Origin of the sequence: Dapis brunnea BLCC-M229 (assembly GCF_050015995.1) — a bacterium.
Taxonomy (GTDB): Bacteria; Cyanobacteriota; Cyanobacteriia; order Cyanobacteriales; family Microcoleaceae; genus Trichodesmium.
The window spans coordinates 1-21,961 of sequence record NZ_JBNHEP010000318.1 but is presented as its reverse complement, the minus strand read 5'-3'; the positions used below and the strand labels follow the sequence as shown (position 1 = coordinate 21,961).

The window sequence follows — 21,961 nt, the reverse complement described above, 5'->3', positions numbered from 1 at the left end:
GGAGTGAGAATCCTCAAAATTCCACAACTCGAAATTTGTCCGACTGAATGCTCAAACTCATACTCCGAAAAATTCAGTAGAGAAAAATTCCGACCTAGAGATAGGAAAATCTCTGAATGGAAATTAATAAAAATTTAGTAAAGAAAAACTCTGACTAAGAGAGACAAAAATCTCTGGTAGGAATTATAGCAGAAATAATGAATATTAATAAGATTATTGTTCCCTTAGATGTTCCGACTCAGGCAGCAGCGATCGCCTTAATAGATAAGTTACCGGAAATAATCTGGTGGAAGGTTGGTCTAGAATTGTTTGTAAGTTGTGGCCCTCAGATTATCTCAATTCTCAAACAGCGTCAGAAGAAGATTTTTCTGGATTTAAAGTTCCATGATATTCCTAATACTGTTGCTGGAGCTTGTCGGTCTGCTGCTAATTATGGTGTCGATCTACTAACTATTCATGCTACTGCTGGTAGAGTGGCTTTGACTAAAGCACAGCAAGCTGTTGTGGAAGGGGCAAAAGTTACAGGGCAAAAGCCACCGAGGTTAATAGCTATTACTATTTTGACAAGTTTGACTTCTCGTGACGTTGCTTTTGACTTGAAAATTCCTTTAGAGTTGCCCGAATATGCTTTGCAGATGGCATTATTGGCTCAGGAATCTGGTTTAAGTGGGGCGGTTTGTTCTCCTCAAGAAGTAGAACAGTTGAGGCGAGTTTGTGGAGATAATTTTGTTTTGGTTTGTCCCGGAGTGAGGCCAACTTGGGCAGAGGCAGGAGACCAGAAGCGATCGCTAACTCCTGCTCAGGCTATTAAAGCTGGTGCTGATTATCTGGTTATTGGCCGACCTATTACTGCTGCTGCTGACCCAAAAGAGGCTTTGGAGCGTATTTGTCTGGAAATTGAAGGAGATTCATTAATGGAGAATGGATAATTGATAATTGATAATGAAAACTATCTCTATTTGTTATTTTCACAGATTAGGTTAAATGGTTGAAAAATTTGATTTGTAAATTCTTTGGAAAAATTACTGAACAGTAAATTATTTTCATACATGATAACTTTCAGGGAGATATTAAGATGACTATCCTAGAGCCGAATGTTATTTTATTTGAAAATATTTATTTCTATAATCACGATTATTAGTACAGTTAGTGACAATTTATCTTTACCTGGTTATATATTTGTTACTATCAACAATCAAATAATTGTTAGAAGGAGAAGACCTAGACGACCTAGAAGACAAATAAGAGAACAAATAAAACCTAGTAAAACACCGAAAAAAAAATCTACTTGCCCTGAAAATTCTGATAATTTAGAAATTCTAGTGGCAGCCTTAATGTTAGATTTACCTAGTTATGTTAATCGAGAAATTCAACGCGATCGCCAGCCAAATGAGGATTATTTAAAAAGGAATATAGTTATTGCAGGTCGTCCTGAATTTGAAAATTTGGCGATAGATTATACGCCTTTTATACAGGAGAATATTCAGCAAATTTTTCTCACAACTTTAGAAAGACAATATCAAGATAGTCAGGTAGTAGAGTTACAACAATTTCATTGGTTATTTCTGAGGCAAAATCAGACACAATGGGAATTAGTTAATATGTTTTCTATAAAAGAAAGTTTACTAGAAAATATACCGCCCCAACCAGAAGATAGTAGTAATGGAGTATTTGCGAAAGGTATTAGAGCTTGGTTACAAGGATGTTATTTTCAAGAAAAAGGAAGAAGAGGACAAGAAGGAGGAGGCAGATGAAACAAGGAATAAGAGACTGTTTGTCAAATAAGTATTAAGAGAGATGTGTAGTGACTAAAATCTAAAAGCGGTAGTACTTAAAGAGATTGAAATTTGGTAGATACCAGAGGTGGAAAGGTACATATATTCCTAGATTTTTAACTGACAAGTAGTTGTCTTGATTTTTTCCTACCTATTCCCTGTTCCCTGTTCCCTGTTCCCTGTTCCCTATTCCCTGTTCCCTATCTCCTTTTTATATTTCCTGATACATTCAGTCTCTAATTGGATAGAAATTATCAATACAGTATGTTTGTTTGAGACAACCGTTTGTCGAGGGGACAGACTAACGCCAACACGGATACTCTCCAAAAGCAATAGCCTAAGATCGTTCTAATTTTCTTTCCGATAATGCAATATTCCCCATTGAATCAAGCCACTTTTACCCATTTCACCACAGTCCAATAACCGTTGCTTTTTTTTATTAAAAAATTCTTGACTCCATAGCTTTTCTTCAGCTTGAATTTTTTCCATTTTTTGCAACAGTTGTAAGTAGTTCAGGGAAATATTATCTGTTAATTCAATAATTTGAACTTCAGACATTCCAATTTCCTGGGCAACTTTTCGATACTCGTCTATATGCAAGAAATATACTTTGTGAATTCCTCCCGTATACCAGTTCATTACCTTATTTATGTCTGCTTCCGAAGGGCGATCGCCAGTGAAGAAATAGGTACAAGCCAAAAATTCACCGCCTTTAATTAAAACTCGATGTGCTTCTCTAAAAGCTTGTAATTGAGTATCACTGTAGTAAAAAGAATCTTGCGCCCAAGCTGCATTAAATGTAGATTCAGGAAAAGGTAAATTTTCAAAACTACCTTGGTATACATTAATCAAATTACTAAGTTTTTGTTCTTGATTACGTTCAATATTAATCGCATTTTGCTCTTCGCTAAGATTCAAACAAGATACTTGACAAGCATATTTTGTAGCTAAGTATCTTGCTGCTCCACCATACCCAGAACCTAAATCAAGCAAGTGACTTTTACTGTCTATTTTTAATAGAGATGCCATGTATTCTGTAGTTCGCTTCTTGGCTATATGCAAATCTTCATCAGGATGTTCAAAGATACCACAATGAGTATGTTCTCCTGATACTCTTTGGTAAAACAAATCTATATCTTTGCTATTAAAGTAAACTTGATTAAAGCTATCAATTACTGAAAAATTCGACATTGCTTTATTGAGAGGTAATATTTAAAATGTAGAATTGAGAATTTAAAATGCTTAATTTAAAATTAAAGGTAAATTTACCAATTATGAATTCTATATTTTACATAACCCAATACGTCCATACTTCCAAAATAGTATCAGAATTCGTATTAGGATGGGAATAATATTTCTGCCCACGTTCTAAAAATTTCCATTGACTAGATGATTCTAATGCAGTCATTTTCCTTTGGAAATCTTGGTTAATTTCATAAAAGTTAGGACCCATGGTAAAAATAATATAACCTCCTTGCTTGGTAATACGAATCAACTCATCAAAAGCAGAACTTGGTGCATGATTATAAGTAAATACACCAATACAGATAATTGCATCAAAAAAGTTAGTAGAAAAATCTAAAATTTCTCCCAAAAATTGCTTGTATAGTTCAGTGTAAATATTTTTCTGACCGAATAAATAAGGTCAATAGCCTCCCCTTTCAAGGGGATAAAAAGCGGTCGAGAGATGACGATGTCTCCCGAAAAGTGCAGAGCCGCTCCGCTTTTCATGTCGGCGACAGCCGTTAACGAAGTTATGCGCCAGCAAAACGCCATATCTAATCGACCAAGAGAAGAAAATTTCCCATTTCAAGCCTCCCTATTACTGGAGGTACTGCTGATAACTGATAACTGAAATGACGTGCTTTGTGCAACATTTCCTCAGAAATATCAATCGCCACTAAGTTAGTGTAGCCATAGTCATATAGAACTTTACCAGCCAAACCTGTACCGGAACTAGCATCTAAAATTTTGCCACTTTCAGGGATATATTTGAGTACGAAATCTGCTACTTTTTTCGGTAATAAATAGTCATAATCTCCCATTGAATCTTGCTCATATTCATCTACTCATATATCATAATTTTTCCTAAGTTATTGATGATTATTAGAACTATAAACTTGATTTACTCTCTCTTTAATACCCATTTTTTTTCCAAGATTATTCTATTATACCAAGCGTAAAAAAAAGAATTTTACAAATAATAAGGGCGATAAAAATACCTTATATCAAATCCGGTAGTTTTGGAATAAAAAATCATAGAAACATGGTTTGTTTTAAATCCCCCGCGGTAAAATATCTACCTCCGAGAAACCAGGTTTCTTAAAAACCATAGAAACAGGGTTTGTTTTAAATCCCCCGCGGCAACACATCTACCTCCGAGAAACTCTGTTTCTGATAACTATTGGAATAAAAAAGCATAGAAATAGGGTTTGTTTTAAATCCCCCGCGGTAAAACATCTACCTCCGAAAAACCCGGTTTATTATAACACTTCCATTGCAAGCAGATTTAATATTACCGAATTATTAATTGTTAATAATTAATAATTAAATAATTCTGGTTTAAAGCCTCTCCTTTTAAGGAGAAAAAAGCGGTCGAGAGATGGCGAGGTCTCCCGCTCTTTACAGAGCCGCGAACGCTTTTCATGTCGGCGACAGCCGAAACGCCATATTCAATCGACCAAGAGAAGAAATAATATTTCCTTAGATTCAATCAAGAACGGTTTTAACCAGAGGTAATTATCAATTATCCATTATCAATTATCCATTAATGAAAGGAGATGTCCCTTTGACAAATTCAATAATTTATGAACTAAGAATGGCATCTAAACTATTTATTCTCACTCCTGTAGGGGTAATTTCCTACGGAATGCTGCGCAAAAGCGAATCGCCCCTACAAGTCTTGACTCCTAAAAAAACCTAGATATTTGTAGCAAACATTTATCAAACTGCTATTAGGATGTTGAATTTAGAATTATAGCGGTTTTCACAAAGGTAGACTACAAAACTTCTTACTTCTTCCTTCTTCCTTCTTCCTTTAAACCCAAATCTCTGTACTCTATATTAATGAAAACTGCTATAAAAAAAGTAAATTTACCAATTCTGAATTCTATCTTTTTATCGTTTTAACTTGTTACCACGAATCCCTTCTTGGAGAAGTTTACTAACAACTCCTTTGTCTGGAAAGAAACGATTTCTATCCAGAGATATTTGCTGAGGATTAGGAGAACATTTTTTCATTTCTTCTAAAAGTAATTCTGCTCCATCTTCTGGACTGTAGAAAGTTCTTTCAGAAGAAAGTAAACTGTTACCCCGTGCTAAAGTTCGATCAATTTTTCCTTGAATTGCTGATAATTTACCTCTACCATGAATAGTTGCTGCTCCCTTAACTGGATAAAAATAGTTATCTTGTTCGTATTTAGGATTCAAATCAATGGATAATCCCGAACCATTGAGAGCCAAATAAACTTCTCCTGGGGATAGGGAAACTTCCAAATATGTATCTGACAGTTGCTGACTTCCCAAAAACTCAATCATGCGATTAGTAAACTCTACAACTGGACTAGCATTTGGATTAGAAGATTGAAATGTAGATTTAGCTCTGAATAAATAGCCACCATAACTTGGGTCTTTTTCTAAAAGTGGAGTTTCATAGACACCTCGTTTAGCATCTCCACCCAATACACCCATCACGAAGGAAAACTGAGGTTTAGTTGTTTGCTCAACTACCCATTTGACAAATTTTTCTGGAGTTTGCTCTGTTGGTATTAAGTCTTGGAAAACTGCTAGCCAGTCGTGGTAAATTGGTAACTCTGGAGATGGAATCCGGAAAATAGCTTCTACAGGAATAAAACCTGTTGGTTCTCGATTAGGATTGCTAATACTCAGAAAAACAATAATTAGAGGCACATTAGTCTGCTCATTCCAATAACCATCAGTATGTTGCTTAATAGAACCTCCTCCATATCCAGCATTAACATCATATTTATCTGGATCTGGTCGCATAGTGTGCATTGTGGAGTTGAGGTCCATATCTAAGTCCATCCAGGGGAATTGATTATGAAGGCCACAAATTGCCCCCAATAGTAATTTGGGCACAACTAATTTAGCTGAATATTTCTGAATCTCTTCCCAAGTATTTAAGTGTTCGGGAATCCTAAATCCATTTGGGGAAATCAGATCGGCAGGATCTATATCCAAAAACAGATCGTCTGGCAGCATTTTGATTTTTTGAACATAGGAAATAGAATCATCATTGCCTTCTTGGCATTTACTAGCTGATGAAAACAATTGCCGATAAGCTTTGAAGCAATCTAAAGCTTCCTGTTCTCCATTCTCTTGTAGAATTTCGCTAATAGCATAACCTAATTTTTTCAGAACAGTCAGATTGCAATTTGGATAATAACCCTCTTGTTGGGATAGGGAAAGTTTTGTCCCTCCATATTTCATCCGAGGGTCGAACTCTTGGACATCATAGCCTTTACTTGCCACATCTATTAAATAATCAGCGATCGCTCTTTGTGTCTCAAGCTTTAGTTCTATAACATCTAACTGCTTTCTTATCATATTTAGATTCCTTCAATCAAAATGGCAGAAATTCTTGTAAACTTTGGTCAATTTGATTTAATGCCTGACTTATCAGCTTTTCTCCTTTCTCTTCCGTCTTTTGGCGATCGGTTGCTTGAGGAGAACTTTCTACAATAGCTTGTGGTAAACTCACAGAGAATCGTATATAACAATCTTCTGGTTTTCCCATTGGTACTGCGTTAACTCTAGCTTCCAGCAATAACCATAATCCCACATCTAAGCTCGTATTGATTTGATTTTGACAAAATAGCGATCGAAAATCGAATTTCCCTTCAACTAAAGTCCGTATACGTTCCAGAAAATCTACACTTACCTTTAAACCCTTTAAGTGAGAAAAATTTGTATAAAGATACATTCCTGCTGGTGGGAAAAAACTTGCTGGTCGATGATTAAAAACTTTCAAGAGGCCATGTTTTTCAAATATAGAATTTAGTCCCAAAGCTAATTGATTTAAGCGACTAGCGTAGAGCTTACCCGCCCATTTTAGGGTATTGTGTGGATCTGGTTGAATTATTGCGCTTAAAGCTATTTCTCCTAAAGCATTAGAACTAATAACAGTTGCTTTTTGAGTAGTTCTCAAAAATTCCAGCAACTTAGTATTTTTGGTAGCTCCCATACCTAACAATAAGCCCCCTACCCCTTCTTTTGATAAGGTACAAATAATGAAAAATGATTTAATCAATTGCTCTAGAGAATATTTTTCGGAGCTTTGGGCTAAATTTAGTCTTTTTTGTAATGTTGCTCCCAGGGTGGCATATTCATGGCTATCTTGATGATGAAATAATGGAACATAAGCATCATCACTCAATACTAATAGTGGTGTCCCTCCTACTTTTGTTCGTCTATCAACTTCTACAATTAAGGTATCAATAATTGTATTCCAGTCTGCTTCAGTCAGAACAGCTCCAGAAGGATTATTTGGATAATTTAAAACAATCATTTTAGCATCTGGATAATTTTCAAATGCTGTTTTAATTGCCTCTGGTTTTGGCTTCCAATTATCTTCTTCTTTTGTGGGAATAATTACTCTTTTTGCCCCAGTTAATTCTATAGGTTGTTGGTATTGGGGAAAGGTAGGTTCGATGAGAAGTACAGTATCCCCTGGATTTAGAATTGTTGTACAAAGGCAGTAAAATAGGTGGGTAAAACCTGATGTGATGTTAATTTCTTGACTGGGGTCAAATTCTAAACCATAGCGCTCTTGAAAGTATTGAGCTGCATTTTTTCGTGCTTTGGGTGAACCATAGTGTGGTACGCGGTAAAGAGATATATCTATTGACCTAGCTTCATTAATAGCTAATTGAACTCCAGGAATTAATCCGTGACCAGGAGAACCACTTCTAAAGCTAATAACATTATCACATTTACTTCCTAGTGCAGCAAATGTTACAAAAGGAGATGCTGGTAAATTCTCAACTCTTGCAGAAATTTGGCTCATTTTGACTACCCAAACTTGAAAACTATTTCAAATTAACTATATCAACCTTATGTAATAGCATTTCTCAAAAACTTTTCTACATTTTCTTAAGTAGGGGAGTAGGTAATACCATTTCTCAAAAAGAATGCTATACCCGATCGGGTGTGGAGTGTGGGGAGTGTGGGGAGTTTCGGGAGTGTGGGGAGTGTGGAGAGTTTGGGGAGTGTGGGTAGTGTGGGGAGTTTCGGGAGTGTGGGGAGTTTGGGGAGTTTGCATGCAACGTCCGTACAACATAAGAATAATAAACATTAACTGGGCTATTTTTAGCAAAAAAGTGATTTCGACTTGTGTTAATTTCTTAATAACTGAAGTGCGACCTAAGTATAGCAATGCTTTTGGGAATTGGTATAACTGGGGGAGAATTCATTAATGGATAATGGATAATGGATAATGGATAATGGATAATGGATAATTACCTCTCCCTTTTAGGGAGAGGATTGACCAACGCCGAAAAAATTTATTTTTTTCCCCTTGAAAGGGGAAGCTTTTAACCTAAACTGTTTAATTATTTAATAATTTAATAATTAATTATCCGGTAAAAACATCAATAATTAATATCATGTCCGGTTGAATAGTTATAAATAAAAATGGAGTCCTCAGGAATCGTACGGGCGATTCGCGAATCGCCTGTACAGGAGTCAGGAGGGAAGAGGAGGGAATTTTAAGGTATAAGGAGGAGAAAGTTTTTTTATAGCTAATTATCCAGACATGAGATAAGAGATTGAATGTATCAGGAAATATAAAAAGGAGATAGGGAATAGGGAATAAGGATGAAGAAATCGAGACAACTATTTATCACTTAAAAATCTAGGAATATATGTACTTTTCTACCTCTCTATATACCTGATTTTAATCTCTTTAAGTTTTGCTACTTTTAGATTTTAGTCACTATTTGCTCTCTTAATACTTGATTTTACAAGCATTCTCTAAAAACACTAAATTTTTTAGGTCTATATCTTTTACTTTTTCCAAGTATTCTATTCTAGATTTTTGTACTTTTTCTGTTGCTCCTTGGCTACTGTACAATGTTTTTACGCTTTAATGTGAGTTTCTTAAAAGCTCGAAAAATTGTCGTCAGACTTACCAAATTTCTAGTATTTTAATCGAGGATTTAGAGATGAATACTAATATCAAATCCGGTTGAATACTTATTATATGGTTGGCGGAGATGGGGAGATTTGGAGATGGGGAGATTCGGAGATGGGGAGATTCGGAGATTGAAGTAATTATAGAATTATCAACATATATTATATAACCGGATTCTATATAATACCTTTTTTTCGGCGAAAAAAACTGCAAGTTTTTCCCTTACTAAGAGGTACAAAAAGTGATAATTTTTAGCAGATAATAGAAAAAAATAGAGTAAAATTTATTCCTCCTACATCTTCTATAATTATTATTTATCCTGACTCCTACCCTCACCCATAAAACTTTTTCAGCAAACCGTAATTATTACTTAACTATGGCTATTTTAAAAGTAAAAGTTAAACTAAATTCTCAACAACAAAGTGTTGAAGCTGAAGCAGATGGCAGTTTAAAAGTATGTTTGAAATCTCCTCCTGTGGATGGTAAAGCTAATCAAGAATTAATTAAACTATTGGCAAAAAAGTTTAATGTGAAAAAGTCAGAAATTACAATTAAATCAGGTTTATCTTCAAAAAATAAATTAATTGAATTACCTTTACCAGAAATTTAGAATCAGCATTCAGCCCTCAGCTATTAACTATCAACTATTATTTATTAAGTAATTGTCTTGAGAAAACAGAATTATTATTCAGAGATTGACTAAAAGACTTTGTTCAAAAATCTATAGAATTAATTATTTTCACCCTCTAATTCATTTAACTTTTGCTTAACTGCCTGAATATCTTGCCACATTAACCACTTTGGTCTACCAGGTTCCCTAGAAGGGTTACGCAAAAGATAAGCTGGATGAAAAATAGGCATACAAAGTCGCCCCTCCCACTCCATCCATTGACCCCGAATTTTAGTAATACCTCGCTTATCACCAGTCAAAGCTTTAACTGCTGTTGCTCCAGTTAAGAGAATAATTTTCGGGTTGACAAGACGTATTTGCTCTAATAAGTAGGGTTTACAAGCTTCTATCTCTTTGAGAGTAGGAGTCCGGTTTTCCGGTGGCCGACATCTAATAGCATTAGAAATATAAACGTGGCGATCGCTACTCAGCTCCACGGACTCCAAAATTTTATCTAGCAGTTGCCCAGACTTTCCCACAAATGGTAAACCTTGTTCATCTTCATTTTGACCGGGTGCTTCTCCAATAATCATAATTTCTGCCTGGGGGTTGCCTCTACCAATAACAGCGTTAGTCCGATTCTCTCCTAGTTCACATCTATGACATTGGTTACAATGAATAGCTATTTGCTCCATTGTTTGATATGTTCCTAATGGAATAGGAATTTTAGCATCTGTGGGAATGAGGCTAGAGTCGGAGTCAGAGTCTGAGGAGTCATCATTATTTGACCAGTCAAAGAGACTGAGTTGTTTTTCGTTAGACATAATAGGGAACTCACCCATTCAAAAGTTAAAAGTTAAAAGTAAGATTTGAGCAAAACTTTAACTGACAGTTTCAGAGAAGTTAAAACTCAAAAGTTAAAAGTTAAAAGTTAAAAGTAAGATTTGAGCAAAACTTTAACTGATAGTTAGAGGGAAGTCAAATGTTAAAAGTAAGATTTGAGCAAAACTTTAACTGACAGTTAGAGGAAAGTCAAATGTTAAAAGTAAGATTTAAGCAAAACTTTAACTGACAGTTTCAGAGAAGTTAAGAGACTGAGTTGTTTTTCGCTAGACATAATAGGGAAGTCAAAAGTTATAGTCATTTAAAATAAGAATGAAATACTTTTTCGGCTGAAACCCTTTCAAGGGAAGAAACACTCGTCTCAATCTAAACTGAAATGACTATAAAAGTTAAAAGTAAGATTCGAGCAAGACTTTAATTGATAATTAGATGGAATTTAAAAGTTAAAAGTTAAAAGTTAAAAGTAAGATTCGAGCAAAACTTTAACTGACAGTTAGAGGGAAGTCAAAAGTAAAAGCTCAAAAGTAAGATTTGATCGAAACTTTAACTGATAGTTGGAGGGAAGTTAAAACTCAAAAGTCAAAACTCAAAAGTAAATAGAAAGTCTCAAGTTCAAGGCCATTAGTTAAAATGTAACAATAAGGTGAGGTTGAGGAACCCTAGCTTGGTTCCTGTAAGAGTAAACTAATAAAGACTTGCTGGTGTTAAGTTTTACTATCGTTCTACCCAACCTAGATTTTTAGGCGTTTCAGTCCAGTACCAGTAGTTGGAGGGCAGAATTATGTCATCTATCCATATCTTTCGCGATCGCCCTGATGCCGGAGAAAAATTGGCCAGAGTTATTTTTTCCAACTTTTGTCATGAAAAGTTGACCAGAGATTGGCCATTAAACCCCATTGTTTACGCTTTGCCAAGAGGAGGGTTGCCAGTGGCAGTGCCAGTTGCTCGTCGGTTGGGTTGCCCATTGAGTGTAGTGGTGGCGAAGAAAATTACTTTACCGTCTAATCCAGAATTAGCCCTCGGAGCTGTGACAGCAGATGGTTGTATAGTTTGGTCAAAGCAGAAACCACGGAGTTTACGAGTTCAATATGCTTTGATTGAAAAAGCACAGCAAAAAGCTTTATCTCAATTAGAAAAGCTGAGTGCTGGAAAGGCTGAAATTAGTTCTCTAGATAGGTTAGTAATTTTGGTTGATGATGGAATAGCTACAGGAATGACGATGGTAGCTGCAGTTAAGTCTATTCAGTTACAAAAACCGAATGCTGTTTGGATCTGTGTACCAGTTGCGCCACCAGAGTTGCTTCAACCTTTGAGAAAATGTTGCGATCGCTTAATTGTTTTAGAAACTCCTCACCCATTTCTAAGTGTGAGTAGATTTTATAATGAGTTTACTCAAGTGGAAACTGAGGTTGCTTTGGCTTGTTTACAGCAACAAGCGGAGTGGTTATAGTCAGTTGGGTGATGGGGTGATTAGGTGATTAGTAAGTAGCAAAATTTTTTGTATTTCATATAATTATCGGGATTTGATATTAAAGTGTTTTTCAGATACATGACCTCACATCACAACCATCAGGTCAATGAACCGCATTAAAAAGAGCAGATGGGGTGATTAGGTGATTAGTAAGTAGCAAAATTTTTTGTATTTCATACCTACTTTTTGGTCTACGAATCATAAAAAGCGCTGTCAAGAAGAAGGAAGAGAGAAAAAACTATTTTGTGTTATCTTAATGCTTAGCTCAAGTATCAAAGTATATTTTTTGTTCCTTGTTATAGCACTACAAAAAAGTGTTAGGACATTGATAAAAGTGAAATCTTTTACCAATGGATAATTGATAATTAATCCCCAAAGGTTTAAAGCCTCTCCTTTTCAATGGATAATTGATAATTAGAGATAGTTTTCATTATCCATTATCAATAGACATAGGCGTGAAAAAGATATAGATTTTTTGCAACTAGTAGGGAACAGGGAACAGGGAATATATTTTCATAAAAAAGATACGAAAAATGATTTCGGGGAGTGAATTTTACAACTATAGCTTTTCTTAAATAAATAGCAAGTTTATTTTCTGGAGAGGTCTAATTAATAAAATTTCCTGATCTTCAATCCTCTTGGTTTTAACCAGAGGTAATTATCCATTATTCATTATCTATTAATGAAAGCCAATAGTTTTGATTTGAGCTGATAGCTGATAGCTGAATGCTTAAAGCTATACCTATTCTTTTAGAAAATAAAAACAATATGACTAACAAAATAGAAGCTGAAAGTTTTATTCAAGATTTGGCAAAAGTAGCGGAAGTCCGTGCTAAGGTTGCTGATGGTTTAGGAAAAATGTCTGAGACTTTAGAAGTAGCAGAATTAGCAGGGAAACAAAGTTCTGGTGAGTTGGGTTTAGCAAGAGAAATAGAGGATATTAAGGTTGCTAGTAAAAATCTCCGAGAGGGTGTATTTCGATTAATGGTTTTGGGAGATATGAAACGGGGTAAAAGCACTTTTTTAAATGCTTTAATTGGTGAAAATATTCTTCCCAGTGATGTTAATCCTTGCACGGCTTTATTAACTATTTTGCGCTATGGAACGGAGAAAAAAGTAACTGTTCATTTTAATGATGGGAAAAGTCCTGAAGAGTTAGATTTTAAAATTTTTAAGCGTAATTATACAATCGATCCGGCAGAAGCGAAAAGATTAGAAAAGGAGAATAAACAAGCTTTTCCTGATGTTGATTATGCTGTGGTTGAATATCCTTTGGCACTATTAGAAAAGGGTATAGAAATTGTTGATAGTCCGGGATTGAATGATACGGAGGCCAGGAATGAATTATCTCTGGGATATATTAATAATTGTCATGCCATTTTGTTTGTGATGAGGGCAACTCAACCTTGTACTTTGGGGGAACGTCGTTATTTAGAAAATTATCTTAAAAATAGGGGTTTGAGTGTATTTTTTCTGATTAATGCTTTCGACCAAATTAGAGAAAGTTTAATTGACCCAGATGATGAGGAGGAATTAGAGGAAGCAGAGGCAAAAGTTAGAAAGGTTTTTCATGCTAATTTTGCTGAATATTGTGTAATTGATGGTAAAGATATTTATCAAGAAAGGGTATTTACAATATCTGCTTTGCCTGCTTTGCGACGGCGGATAAAAGATAATTTTGCTTCTCTAGAGGGAACAGGTTTTCCAGAGTTTATGGGTGCTTTGAATAATTTTTTAACTAAGGAAAGAGCAGTTCAAGAATTTCGACAAGCTCAGACTTTAGCTAGTCAAGCTAATAGTCATGTTCGGGAGGCGATCGCTAGAAGAAAGCCTTTGTTAGATGAGGATGTAAATGAGTTAAAAGCTAGGATTAATTCTGTGGAACCGGAGTTTAAAAAACTCACAGAAATTCGTGACCAATTTCAAAAGGAAATTAGAATGGTTCGGGATAATAAAGCTAAAGTTGTGGCTGATTCTTTTCGCTCTTATGTTTTAAATTTAGGCGATACTTTTGAGGCTGACTTTTTGCGTTATCAGCCAGATTTAAACTTTATGGATTTTCTGAATAAAGAGAAACGAGAAGGGTTTGAAGCAGAACTAAAAAAAGCATTTGAACAATATATTAATGATAAATTAGCTGACTGGACGATAACTGTGGAAAATGAAATGGATGCAGCATTTTTAGAACTATCAAGAATGGCTGCTCATTATGGTGCTTTTTACAGTAAAGTTACAGATAAAATTACTGAAAAAATTACCGGGAAAAAAGTTAATTCTTTCAGCAGTTATGGTGAAGAAGATGACTCTCCTACTTGGGCAAAATGGGCGATGGGATTATTTTCTTTAGCCAGAGGAAATATTGCTGGAATGGCAATGGCAGGAGCTGGTTTTGACTGGAAAAATATTTTATTAAACTTAGTTACTGTGGCTGGAATAGGAACAATTATTGGTACAATAACTGGGATAACTTTAGGTCCGGTTGGTTTAGCATTATTAGGTTTAGGAGTGGGAGTAATGCAAGCAGATCAAGCCAAAAAGCAATTAGTTCAAGTAACTAAAAAGGAACTGGTAAAACATTTACCTCAAGTTGCTCAAGAACAGTGGCAACCAGTCTATGATGCAATTAAAGAATGCTTTGATAGTTATGAGCAAGAAGTGAGTGAAAGGATAAATGATGATATTCAATCTCGCCAGAGTGAATTAGATAATTTAGTTAAGCAAAAAGAGGAACGAGAAATTAATCGTGGAGAAGAATTAGCCAGGTTTGAACAGTTAGAAAAAGATATCTCATCCGAGTATGAAAAAGTTGAAAATATCTATCATAATTTTGTAGGGAGTAGGGAGTAGTAAGAGGGAAGAAGGAAAAAGGAAGAGGGAAGACTGTCTTTTTCCTCTGAATTTAAAGGAGTTTCTAAATTCGTAGAATTGTCTAATTTATAGTAACCCTGTTCTCTCTCTCAACTAGGAAATTAATTTTGCACAACTACTTATGTATTTTCAGATAATTTTAGTTATTAGCCTTTGTTAGTTTCTTGTGCCAACTTTAATACATCTAGATACAATCCCTGATTGATACGAAAACCTGCTTTAGCAATTAAATCATCCATTAATTGCTGAATCTTGGTAATTAGTTTTCTTTGTTTAGCAATTAACAATATACCTAAAACACCAATGACATTCAACCCTAAACTAATGGCTTTTTTTCGACCTGGGTTTTCATCTATAATTACTCGTTCAGCACCTAAAAAAAACTGCTAAAGCTATTGTTTCTGATTCTCCTCGATGTAATTCATTCTCTAACTCTTCCATTAATAACCGATTCTTTAACTCACGTTTTTCTATCCAAGATAAAGTTTGAACTTCAATTGTACCAGGTACTGTATAACCTAATCCTGTCATTTCTTCATAAACAGCTACCGGAATAATAATTGTGTCATAAATATCATGGAGTAAGTTAAGATAGCCAATAGCTGACAAACTAGTAATAGGGGAAGTATTGCTAACAACAATCATAGTTCACCCAACATTTTTAATGTTTGTAGTTCTTGTTGAAAATCCGAACTATCATAATTCACACAAATATTTCTTTTAGCTAGTTCTTGACGGAATTCAATTAAAGATAAGTTAGCAAAATTCGCTGCTTTAGCACTACTAATTTGATAGTCTCTAAACATGATAATTGCCAGTTCTAATTGCAACAATTTTTCACTTTTTCCTGTTGCTTTTATAATCTCGTTCGGGATTACAATACTCATAGGATATTAAGATATTTAAGCTAAGGGTACAATTTTAACATAAAAAAGGAAGTTTCAGCAGGAAGTATTGTTAACGCAGTTCCTCCAACAGGAGGCTAACTGATAACTGAAAAAGCTGATAACTGATAACTGATAACTGATAAAGCTGATAACTTTTAACTTATAACTGAATTGAAATGCAGCAAAAAGAAAATTACCAAAACCTGACAAACTATTTTAATTCTGCTCTAGGAATTTTAGAACTTGAGCCAGATTCTCAATTGAGAAAAGATGTAATTTCTATCTGTGAGTATCTGGCAAACCCTTCTTTTAAAATTGCTGTTTTTGCTCCGTTTAATTATGGTAAATCTACTCTCCTAAATGCTTTGTTAGGAGAACGAACATTACCTATCGATTTAATTCCCACTACTGGAGCGGCAATTTATGTCAAATATGGCAAAGAGTTACAAACAAGAATTCAGTTGAAAGATGGGAGTATCATTAATGCCAATGGTACAAATATTCTTAAAGAATATGCTGTGCTAGATGATAATCGGCAAATGCGAGATGATGTAACTTCAGTAGAAGTTTATTGCCCTCATTCTTTTCTGGAAAGAGGGGTAGAATTTTTGGATTTACCAGGAACTAATGATAGGGAAGCTCAGAATATTTTGGTTGAGGAAAAATTATTAACTGCCGATCTAGTAGTGCAGGTTTTAGATGCTAGAAATTTGATTACTTTGGGTGAGCGAGAAAATCTCAGAGATTGGTTGGGGGAACGGGGTATTAAGACTGTGGTTTTTGTCGTTAATTTTATGAATTTGTTGGAGGCTGAGGAACAAAAAGAGGTTTCTAATAGAATGCGGTTTGTAGCAGAAAGTTTTCGCTCCGAACTACCGAATAATATTAGTAATTTGTATCGGGTTGATGCTTTGCCTGCTTTGCGGGGGCGGTTAAAAGGTGATGTTTCTGTTGCACAAACAACGGGTTTAGCTACTTTTGAATCTGCTTTACAAAGTATTGTTGAAGTTTATGGGGAAAAGACAAATATTCAGTTATCTAGGGTAGGGGCGATCGCTTCTCAGTTATGTCAAGTAATGGAGGCTAATAGTAAGGAGGTAATTAAAGAGTTAATTGCTATTCAAGAGCGGAAAAGTGAAAAGTTTGAGATTCAAAAAAGAGCAGAAAAATTAATTAAAGAAGGTTTCCAGAAGAGTAGTTCAAATTTCCAGAGTTGGCTATCTTTAACTAAGCTTTTGGAAAGGTATCAATTTGAATTAGCTATAGTTTTGGAACAGAGAACTTTCAATATTTGGGAGTCGGAAAAATTTCGACCAGAAGCTTTGAAATATAAACAAGAAATTTTTGAGTGGATGGATAAAGCTTGTGAGTTTTTTCAATCAGGAGAAACAGAGGAATTAATAATTACATTTCCTGAAGCTCCAAAAGTTTTTTTGCCAACCCCACCCCCATCAGAAACAAAAAAATCAGGTGGTCTAAGAAATATAGCGATCGCCTCTGGAATAGGTTGGTTATTAGGAGGTCCGATGGGTGCTGCAGTTGTTGGTGGGGCGACCTATCTTTTGAGCGATAATAAACAGAATAAATCGCAAAATTTAGCAAGTTATAAAGAGGAAGTAAAACAAGCTTATGCTAATGCGGCTAGAGATTATTTAAGTCGTTTTAGTACTGTAACTTTAAAAGCAGTTGAGGAATATGAAGCAATAGCAGAAAAAGTTATTAAAGTTCCTGTGAGTGAGCAGTCAGCAGAGGTAATAAAGTTAAGAAATAAACTGCAGTTATTAAAGAATTTATCAGCAGAAATAAATCAAGAATTGGAATTTTTGGTTGGTTAAAAGCTGAGTAAAAAACCTAACCCCCCAACCCCCTTCCCTCCCAGGGAAGGGGGAGTTTCTCCCCTTTCCTTGCAGGAGAGGGGTTGGGGGAGAGGTCAAAACAATTTACGATCGCTTTAATATATATTTTCTGACAAACCAAGCTAATAAACAAGCAATTAAAACTAATATAAATTTATATAGCAATGTATTTTGACAAAGGAAAAATTTATCGCCGAACATAGACTTGCATTCTGTTATTGCATTATCTCCTGTTAAACCAGCAACAGCTACTCCAGTACCTACCACAGCAATTAATTCTTTAAAGTCGCGATCGCTCTTCGCTTTTTCTATTTCTATTTGGCTGCGGATAGCGTTAATATTACCTTGTAATAATTCCAATCCATGATCAAAATTTTCTAAATCTCTTTCGATCTGCAAAAAATACTTTTCTTTGACGAATTGACTAAATCCTTCAAAAAATTCCATTGACTTATTACTTCTGACTTCTGACTTGCTAAGACGCATTTTAAATGCATCTTAGCTTAGTAGGTGCGGGTTCCAGTTTAAATTAATAATATCAATATTTGATTAGATAAACCCGCCCCATAGCAATGATATAATGCAGAAAATTAGCTGTGTTAGTTAACTACACAAATTATTTATTGTCTGACTACTTTTGACTAATTAAATTTAATAATTTATCCAACTTACTAACTTTTTTAGCTGTTTCTGATGGCTCTGTCGATGAGATAACTTGGATACACATATTGGTAATTTCATTATTTTTTAAATCGGCAGAACTAATCCTGGGAAGAGGGCGTTCCTGGGGTTGATTGTTTGCCGGAGTTGCTGTTGCTAAATCTTCGGCAGTAGGGAAAAAATCTTGAGGAATTTCGTCAATTTTTTCTAGCTTTGACTGAACATCTGGAAAGACTTTATTTAGAGATGAGTTGTTGCTAATTATTTCCTCTACCATAGGTTTAGTATAGATTTCCCAAGCAGTGGGGTCATCAGCTAATTGTTCAGAAACATCTTGGAGTTGTTCTGTTTCCTCTGAATTTAAAGGAGTATCTAACTCTTGGATGGCATACACCAGAGATAATAAGAATTTGTCTTTGTCCATTAAATTATCCATGTTCAGTATCCTTTTGTAGTTTATTTTTTCTGTAGTCAAGCTAAGGTTTTTAATTTCGACTCAATCAACTCAATCAATTATCAAAATATAGCAATATGATTTGATTTGTGAGATATTGGAGACTTTTAGGGAACACTTAACTGGGAAGAAGAAAATGTATCTTATTCATAAGATAACTGCTATATTCTATCCTTTTAAGGAACACCTCAATTCTCAAATCTCATTCCTGATTGCTATAATTCGGTCTTAAAACCCGCTTTTAAAGGCGAAATGTTTTTTGGAGGGTTGCTCACCTATCCCCGTTACAAAAACAATTTATGAGTGTCTTGAGTATGTCTTACATTCTGAGGTTTCCTCAGAATTACACAGTCGCTTCTGACTTCTGACTTCTGAAATTTTTAATCCCCATAAGTATTAAATCTAAGTTTGGGCAATAACTGGAAAATATTATAACTCAAAGTGACAATATAAAGTACAATATAACAAAAGAATATTATTATTAGTAAGTAGTTTTAACGATGCGTATAGAAGCCTTAGTTGTAGGAGTTAATAACCACATATATGATAGAAGCTTAAACCTCAAAGTTCCTATTCATGATGCGGAAGCTATTGCCTCCATGTTAGAAAAATATGGCAAATTTCATGTACAACGTTTGCCAAAAGGCTATGACGAAAAAGGTCGAGAAATATATACTTTAAATGGCAAAGTTAAAAGCAAAGACCTGCAACCAAGGATTAGTAATCTATTTAATCCTACCTCCAAAAATGAAATTCCTGATGTAGCTTTATTCTTCTTTGCCGGACATGGTTATATTACCACAGAAGGAGGTGTGAGAGAAGGGTTTTTAGTCACCAGTGATGCTCAACCAAAAAGAAACTTTTATGGCATCTCTTTAAATTGGTTTAAAGAACTATTACAAAAGAGTCCAGTCAAGAAACAAATAGTGTGGTTAGACTGTTGTTTTAGTGGAGAATTATTAAACTTTGAAGAAGCAGATCCTGGTAGTGGAAAAGAAATCAGTCGTTGTTTTATAACTGCATCTCGTTCCTTTGAAACAAGTATGGAACAACTAGACGGAACACATGGTATGTTTACGTCTAGATTACTTAAAGGTTTGAATCCAGAAAGTTCTATAGATGGTTGGGTAACTAACTATATTTTGGCAGATTCTATCCAAAAGAATATGGTGGATACTGCTCAAGCTCCTGTATTTCATAATTCAGGAGATGCGATTATTCTGACTACGAATACTCCGACTCAACCCATAGATGAACGTTGGAAAAATACACCTCCTTATCGTGCTTTATCTTATTTTACACAACAGGAAAAAGATGCGGTATTTTTTCATGGTAGAACTAGACTAACAGATGAATTAATAGACAGAATAAGAACTAATAATTTTCTAGCAGTATTAGGAGCTTCCGGCAGTGGAAAATCATCATTATTAAGAGCAGGTTTGTTATATCAATTAAAGCGGGGGCAGAAAATATCGGGGAGTGATAGATGGCTTTATATTAACCCTTTTACACCAACTGCAACTCCTCTAGAAAATCTGCAAAAAGCGATTATAAAATATCCCCCTAAATCCCCCTTAGAAAGGGGGACTTTGAAGGTTGTCTCTTTAGAAGCGGAGGACTTTGAAGGCTCTGTCCTTAAAAAGGAGAGTGAAAATCCCCCTAAATCCCCCTTAGAAAGGGGGACTTTGAAGATTGCCTCCTTAGAAGCGGAGGACTTTGAAGATTCCCCCCTTACAAAGGGAGAAATTCAAAGCTCCCCCCTTACAAAGGTGGGCGGGGGGGGATTAAATAATCCCCATAATATAGAAGGAGAAAAACCAGAGAATTTAACAGAAAAATTAATCGAGTTTATTGAGTCAGCAGAAGCCGAAAGAGTCATCATGGTAATCGACCAATTTGAAGAATCTTTTACCCTGTGTGAAACTTACGAAAAACGACAAGAATTTTTTGATTTTTTGTTGGATGCTATCGGAAATGAAGCCATTCAAAACAAACTTTGCTTAATCTTAGGAATGCGGGCAGATTTTCTCGACCAATGTTCAAAATATCCAGGGTTAGCAACTCAAATTAAGGAGCATCAACTATTAGTAACGCCTCTGGAAAAATCAGAAATAGAGGAAGCAATTAAAAAGCCTGCCGAATTAGTAGGGATGGGAGTAGAAGCTGGATTAGTTGCCCAAATGACCGAAGACTTTTTGCGAAATCCAGGAAGTTTACCTCTGCTGCAATATACTCTGGATGTGCTGTGGAAATCTGCGACTCAAGGGGAAGATAAAAGTAAATATTTAACTCTAGCAACTTATAGAAAGTTAGGAGGAATTAAGGGTACTTTGACAAAGCGAGCGAATGAAGTATTTGAGAGTCTGAATAAGGAAGAAAAGTCGGTGGCGAAACGGATATTTTTAGAATTAGTTCAGCCTGGAGAAGAGTCAGTTCATTCAGGAAAAGTAACAGATACTCGCAGGCGAGTAATCTTAGAAAATTTGCCTAATGAACTACATAGTTTAGAGCTTTTGTCAGAAGTAAGTAATAAATTAGCAGACCAAAATAATCGACTAATTACCAAAGACAAATCAGAAAAAGGAACATTATTAGACGTTATTCACGAAGAGTTAATTAGAAGTTGGGAAAAACTGAGGGAATGGGTAGAAGAATATCAAGAAGCTTTGCCGTTAGAAAGGAAGATAGAAGCAGATGCTAAAGAATGGAAAAATCAAGGAGAAAAAGATGATTGGTTATGGCGAGAAGGGCAGTTAATTAAGGCAGAAGAATATGTGACAAAATATGGAGATATGGGTTTGTTAGATGGATTTGCTTATGAATTTGTGAGGGCGAGTCAGGAGTTGAGAAAGCGTTGGGAAGTTGAAGAAAAAGAACGGAAAAAAAGGGAATTTGAACAGGAGCAAAAAGCTAGGAGGTTAGCTCAAAGACGGAATCAAATTTTGGGTGTTTCTTTGCTGTTTATGAGTGGTTTATTTGCCTACAGTTGGATACAACAAAGGATAGCTAAACATAATACTGAAGTATCCTTAGCCCGTCAGTTGGCAGCAGAAGCAGAAGTCGCCAGAAATTATAACTTTTACGATACAAGTGTTTTGTTGGGAGTTCAGTCAACGAAAAAAGTCAAAGAATTTAAAGAGTGGCGAGAGTCTGGTTGGAGGAAAATTTTCAAGAAATTCTTAGACCGTCAGTTTTCATTTCTACCCCAAAATGCAGCCGATGGAGCTATCCGCAAGGGACTAACTCAACTACCAGATCATCTGCATACCCTCAACCACCAGCGCCAGGTAAAAGCAGTAGCATTTAGCTCCGACGGTAAAACCATTGCTACTGCAAGTTATGACAAAACCGCCCGCCTCTGGGATGCTGAGACTGGCAAAGAATTAG

At 35.4% G+C, this 21,961-nt stretch carries 21 protein-coding genes; 8 read left to right on the top strand and 13 right to left on the bottom strand.

The features are described from left to right. Window positions 1-197 precede the first annotated feature (197 nt). On the top strand, window positions 198-929 hold the full coding sequence (gene pyrF / locus ACP6PM_RS36655; RefSeq protein WP_426591810.1) for an orotidine-5'-phosphate decarboxylase: 732 nt from the start codon (window positions 198-200) through the stop codon (window positions 927-929). Window positions 930-1,094: 165 nt separating this feature from the next. Next, entirely contained in the window at window positions 1,095-1,754 is a 660-nt protein-coding gene (locus ACP6PM_RS36650) for a hypothetical protein (protein WP_426591809.1), read from the top strand. A 369-nt stretch (window positions 1,755-2,123) separates the two neighbouring features. Here the strand turns inward: ACP6PM_RS36650 and ACP6PM_RS36645 are convergent, their stop codons facing one another. The 3 genes from ACP6PM_RS36645 to ACP6PM_RS36635 all read right to left on the bottom strand — a co-directional run bounded on the left by ACP6PM_RS36645 (window position 2,124) and on the right by ACP6PM_RS36635 (window position 3,820). Then, the gene (locus ACP6PM_RS36645) at window positions 2,124-2,966 is read right to left on the bottom strand and encodes an SAM-dependent methyltransferase (RefSeq protein WP_426591808.1); all 843 of its coding nucleotides are present in this window, start codon (window positions 2,964-2,966) and stop codon (window positions 2,124-2,126) included. Window positions 2,967-3,063: 97 nt separating this feature from the next. Further along, on the bottom strand, window positions 3,064-3,369 hold the full coding sequence (locus ACP6PM_RS36640) for a methyltransferase domain-containing protein (RefSeq protein WP_426591807.1): 306 nt from the start codon (window positions 3,367-3,369) through the stop codon (window positions 3,064-3,066). Window positions 3,370-3,553: 184 nt separating this feature from the next. Beyond that, a complete protein-coding gene (locus ACP6PM_RS36635) occupies window positions 3,554-3,820 on the bottom strand; it encodes a methyltransferase domain-containing protein (protein ID WP_426591806.1) in 267 nt (88 codons plus the stop codon). A 743-nt stretch (window positions 3,821-4,563) separates the two neighbouring features. Between ACP6PM_RS36635 and ACP6PM_RS36630 the strand changes: the two genes are divergently transcribed. Continuing rightward, the gene (locus ACP6PM_RS36630) at window positions 4,564-4,698 is read left to right on the top strand and encodes a hypothetical protein (RefSeq protein ID WP_426591805.1); all 135 of its coding nucleotides are present in this window, start codon (window positions 4,564-4,566) and stop codon (window positions 4,696-4,698) included. 194 nt (window positions 4,699-4,892) lie between these two features. Here ACP6PM_RS36630 and ACP6PM_RS36625 read toward each other — a convergent pair whose 3' ends face one another. The 4 genes from ACP6PM_RS36625 to ACP6PM_RS36610 form a co-directional block, all read right to left on the bottom strand. Beyond that, window positions 4,893-6,341 carry a hypothetical protein gene (locus ACP6PM_RS36625; protein WP_426591804.1) on the bottom strand — a complete coding sequence of 483 codons (1,449 nt, stop codon included), beginning with the start codon at window positions 6,339-6,341 and terminating at the stop codon, window positions 4,893-4,895. Between the two features lie 16 nt (window positions 6,342-6,357). After that, complete coding sequence (locus ACP6PM_RS36620; RefSeq protein ID WP_426591803.1) at window positions 6,358-7,800, bottom strand: aminotransferase class I/II-fold pyridoxal phosphate-dependent enzyme; 1,443 nt, start codon at window positions 7,798-7,800, stop codon at window positions 6,358-6,360. Between the two features lie 36 nt (window positions 7,801-7,836). Next, the gene (locus ACP6PM_RS36615; protein WP_426591802.1) at window positions 7,837-8,109 is read right to left on the bottom strand and encodes a hypothetical protein; all 273 of its coding nucleotides are present in this window, start codon (window positions 8,107-8,109) and stop codon (window positions 7,837-7,839) included. A 630-nt stretch (window positions 8,110-8,739) separates the two neighbouring features. Continuing rightward, window positions 8,740-8,865, bottom strand: coding sequence for a hypothetical protein (locus tag ACP6PM_RS36610; protein ID WP_426591801.1), 126 nt, complete (start codon window positions 8,863-8,865; stop codon window positions 8,740-8,742). Between the two features lie 436 nt (window positions 8,866-9,301). On the opposite strand from ACP6PM_RS36610, the gene ACP6PM_RS36605 reads away from it, so the two are divergent. Then, the gene (locus ACP6PM_RS36605; protein ID WP_426591800.1) at window positions 9,302-9,535 is read left to right on the top strand and encodes a DUF167 domain-containing protein; all 234 of its coding nucleotides are present in this window, start codon (window positions 9,302-9,304) and stop codon (window positions 9,533-9,535) included. Window positions 9,536-9,654: 119 nt separating this feature from the next. Here ACP6PM_RS36605 and ACP6PM_RS36600 read toward each other — a convergent pair whose 3' ends face one another. Next, window positions 9,655-10,359, bottom strand: coding sequence for a uracil-DNA glycosylase (locus ACP6PM_RS36600; RefSeq protein WP_426591799.1), 705 nt, complete (start codon window positions 10,357-10,359; stop codon window positions 9,655-9,657). 800 nt (window positions 10,360-11,159) lie between these two features. Here ACP6PM_RS36600 and ACP6PM_RS36595 point away from each other — a divergent pair. Then, window positions 11,160-11,828, top strand: coding sequence for a phosphoribosyltransferase (locus ACP6PM_RS36595; protein ID WP_426591798.1), 669 nt, complete (start codon window positions 11,160-11,162; stop codon window positions 11,826-11,828). Between the two features lie 789 nt (window positions 11,829-12,617). After that, on the top strand, window positions 12,618-14,696 hold the full coding sequence (locus ACP6PM_RS36590) for a dynamin family protein (protein ID WP_426591797.1): 2,079 nt from the start codon (window positions 12,618-12,620) through the stop codon (window positions 14,694-14,696). Between the two features lie 167 nt (window positions 14,697-14,863). Here ACP6PM_RS36590 and ACP6PM_RS36585 read toward each other — a convergent pair whose 3' ends face one another. The 3 genes from ACP6PM_RS36585 to ACP6PM_RS36575 are packed head-to-tail and all read right to left on the bottom strand — an operon-like array spanning window position 14,864 to window position 15,604. Further along, window positions 14,864-15,031: a DUF3368 domain-containing protein gene (locus tag ACP6PM_RS36585; protein WP_426591796.1), complete on the bottom strand. Its 168-nt coding sequence runs from the start codon at window positions 15,029-15,031 to the stop codon at window positions 14,864-14,866. 52 nt (window positions 15,032-15,083) lie between these two features. Further along, entirely contained in the window at window positions 15,084-15,362 is a 279-nt protein-coding gene (locus tag ACP6PM_RS36580; protein ID WP_426591795.1) for a PIN domain-containing protein, read from the bottom strand. Beyond that, window positions 15,359-15,604: a UPF0175 family protein gene (locus ACP6PM_RS36575; protein WP_426591794.1), complete on the bottom strand. Its 246-nt coding sequence runs from the start codon at window positions 15,602-15,604 to the stop codon at window positions 15,359-15,361. Before ACP6PM_RS36575 ends, ACP6PM_RS36580 begins: the two co-directional genes overlap by 4 nt. 176 nt (window positions 15,605-15,780) lie before the next feature. Here ACP6PM_RS36575 and ACP6PM_RS36570 point away from each other — a divergent pair, with 176 nt between their 5' ends. Beyond that, a complete protein-coding gene (locus tag ACP6PM_RS36570) occupies window positions 15,781-17,439 on the top strand; it encodes a dynamin family protein (RefSeq protein WP_426591793.1) in 1,659 nt (552 codons plus the stop codon). A 105-nt stretch (window positions 17,440-17,544) separates the two neighbouring features. On the opposite strand, the gene ACP6PM_RS36565 is transcribed toward ACP6PM_RS36570, so the two are convergent. Then, window positions 17,545-17,946 (bottom strand): hypothetical protein, encoded by a 402-nt coding sequence (locus ACP6PM_RS36565; protein ID WP_426591792.1) that lies wholly within the window; start codon window positions 17,944-17,946, stop codon window positions 17,545-17,547. Window positions 17,947-18,091: 145 nt separating this feature from the next. Further along, entirely contained in the window at window positions 18,092-18,556 is a 465-nt protein-coding gene (locus ACP6PM_RS36560; protein WP_426591791.1) for a hypothetical protein, read from the bottom strand. Between the two features lie 518 nt (window positions 18,557-19,074). On the opposite strand from ACP6PM_RS36560, the gene ACP6PM_RS36555 reads away from it, so the two are divergent. Next, window positions 19,075-21,961: nSTAND1 domain-containing NTPase (locus ACP6PM_RS36555; protein WP_426591790.1), on the top strand; the 2,887-nt coding region annotated here is incomplete at its 3' end.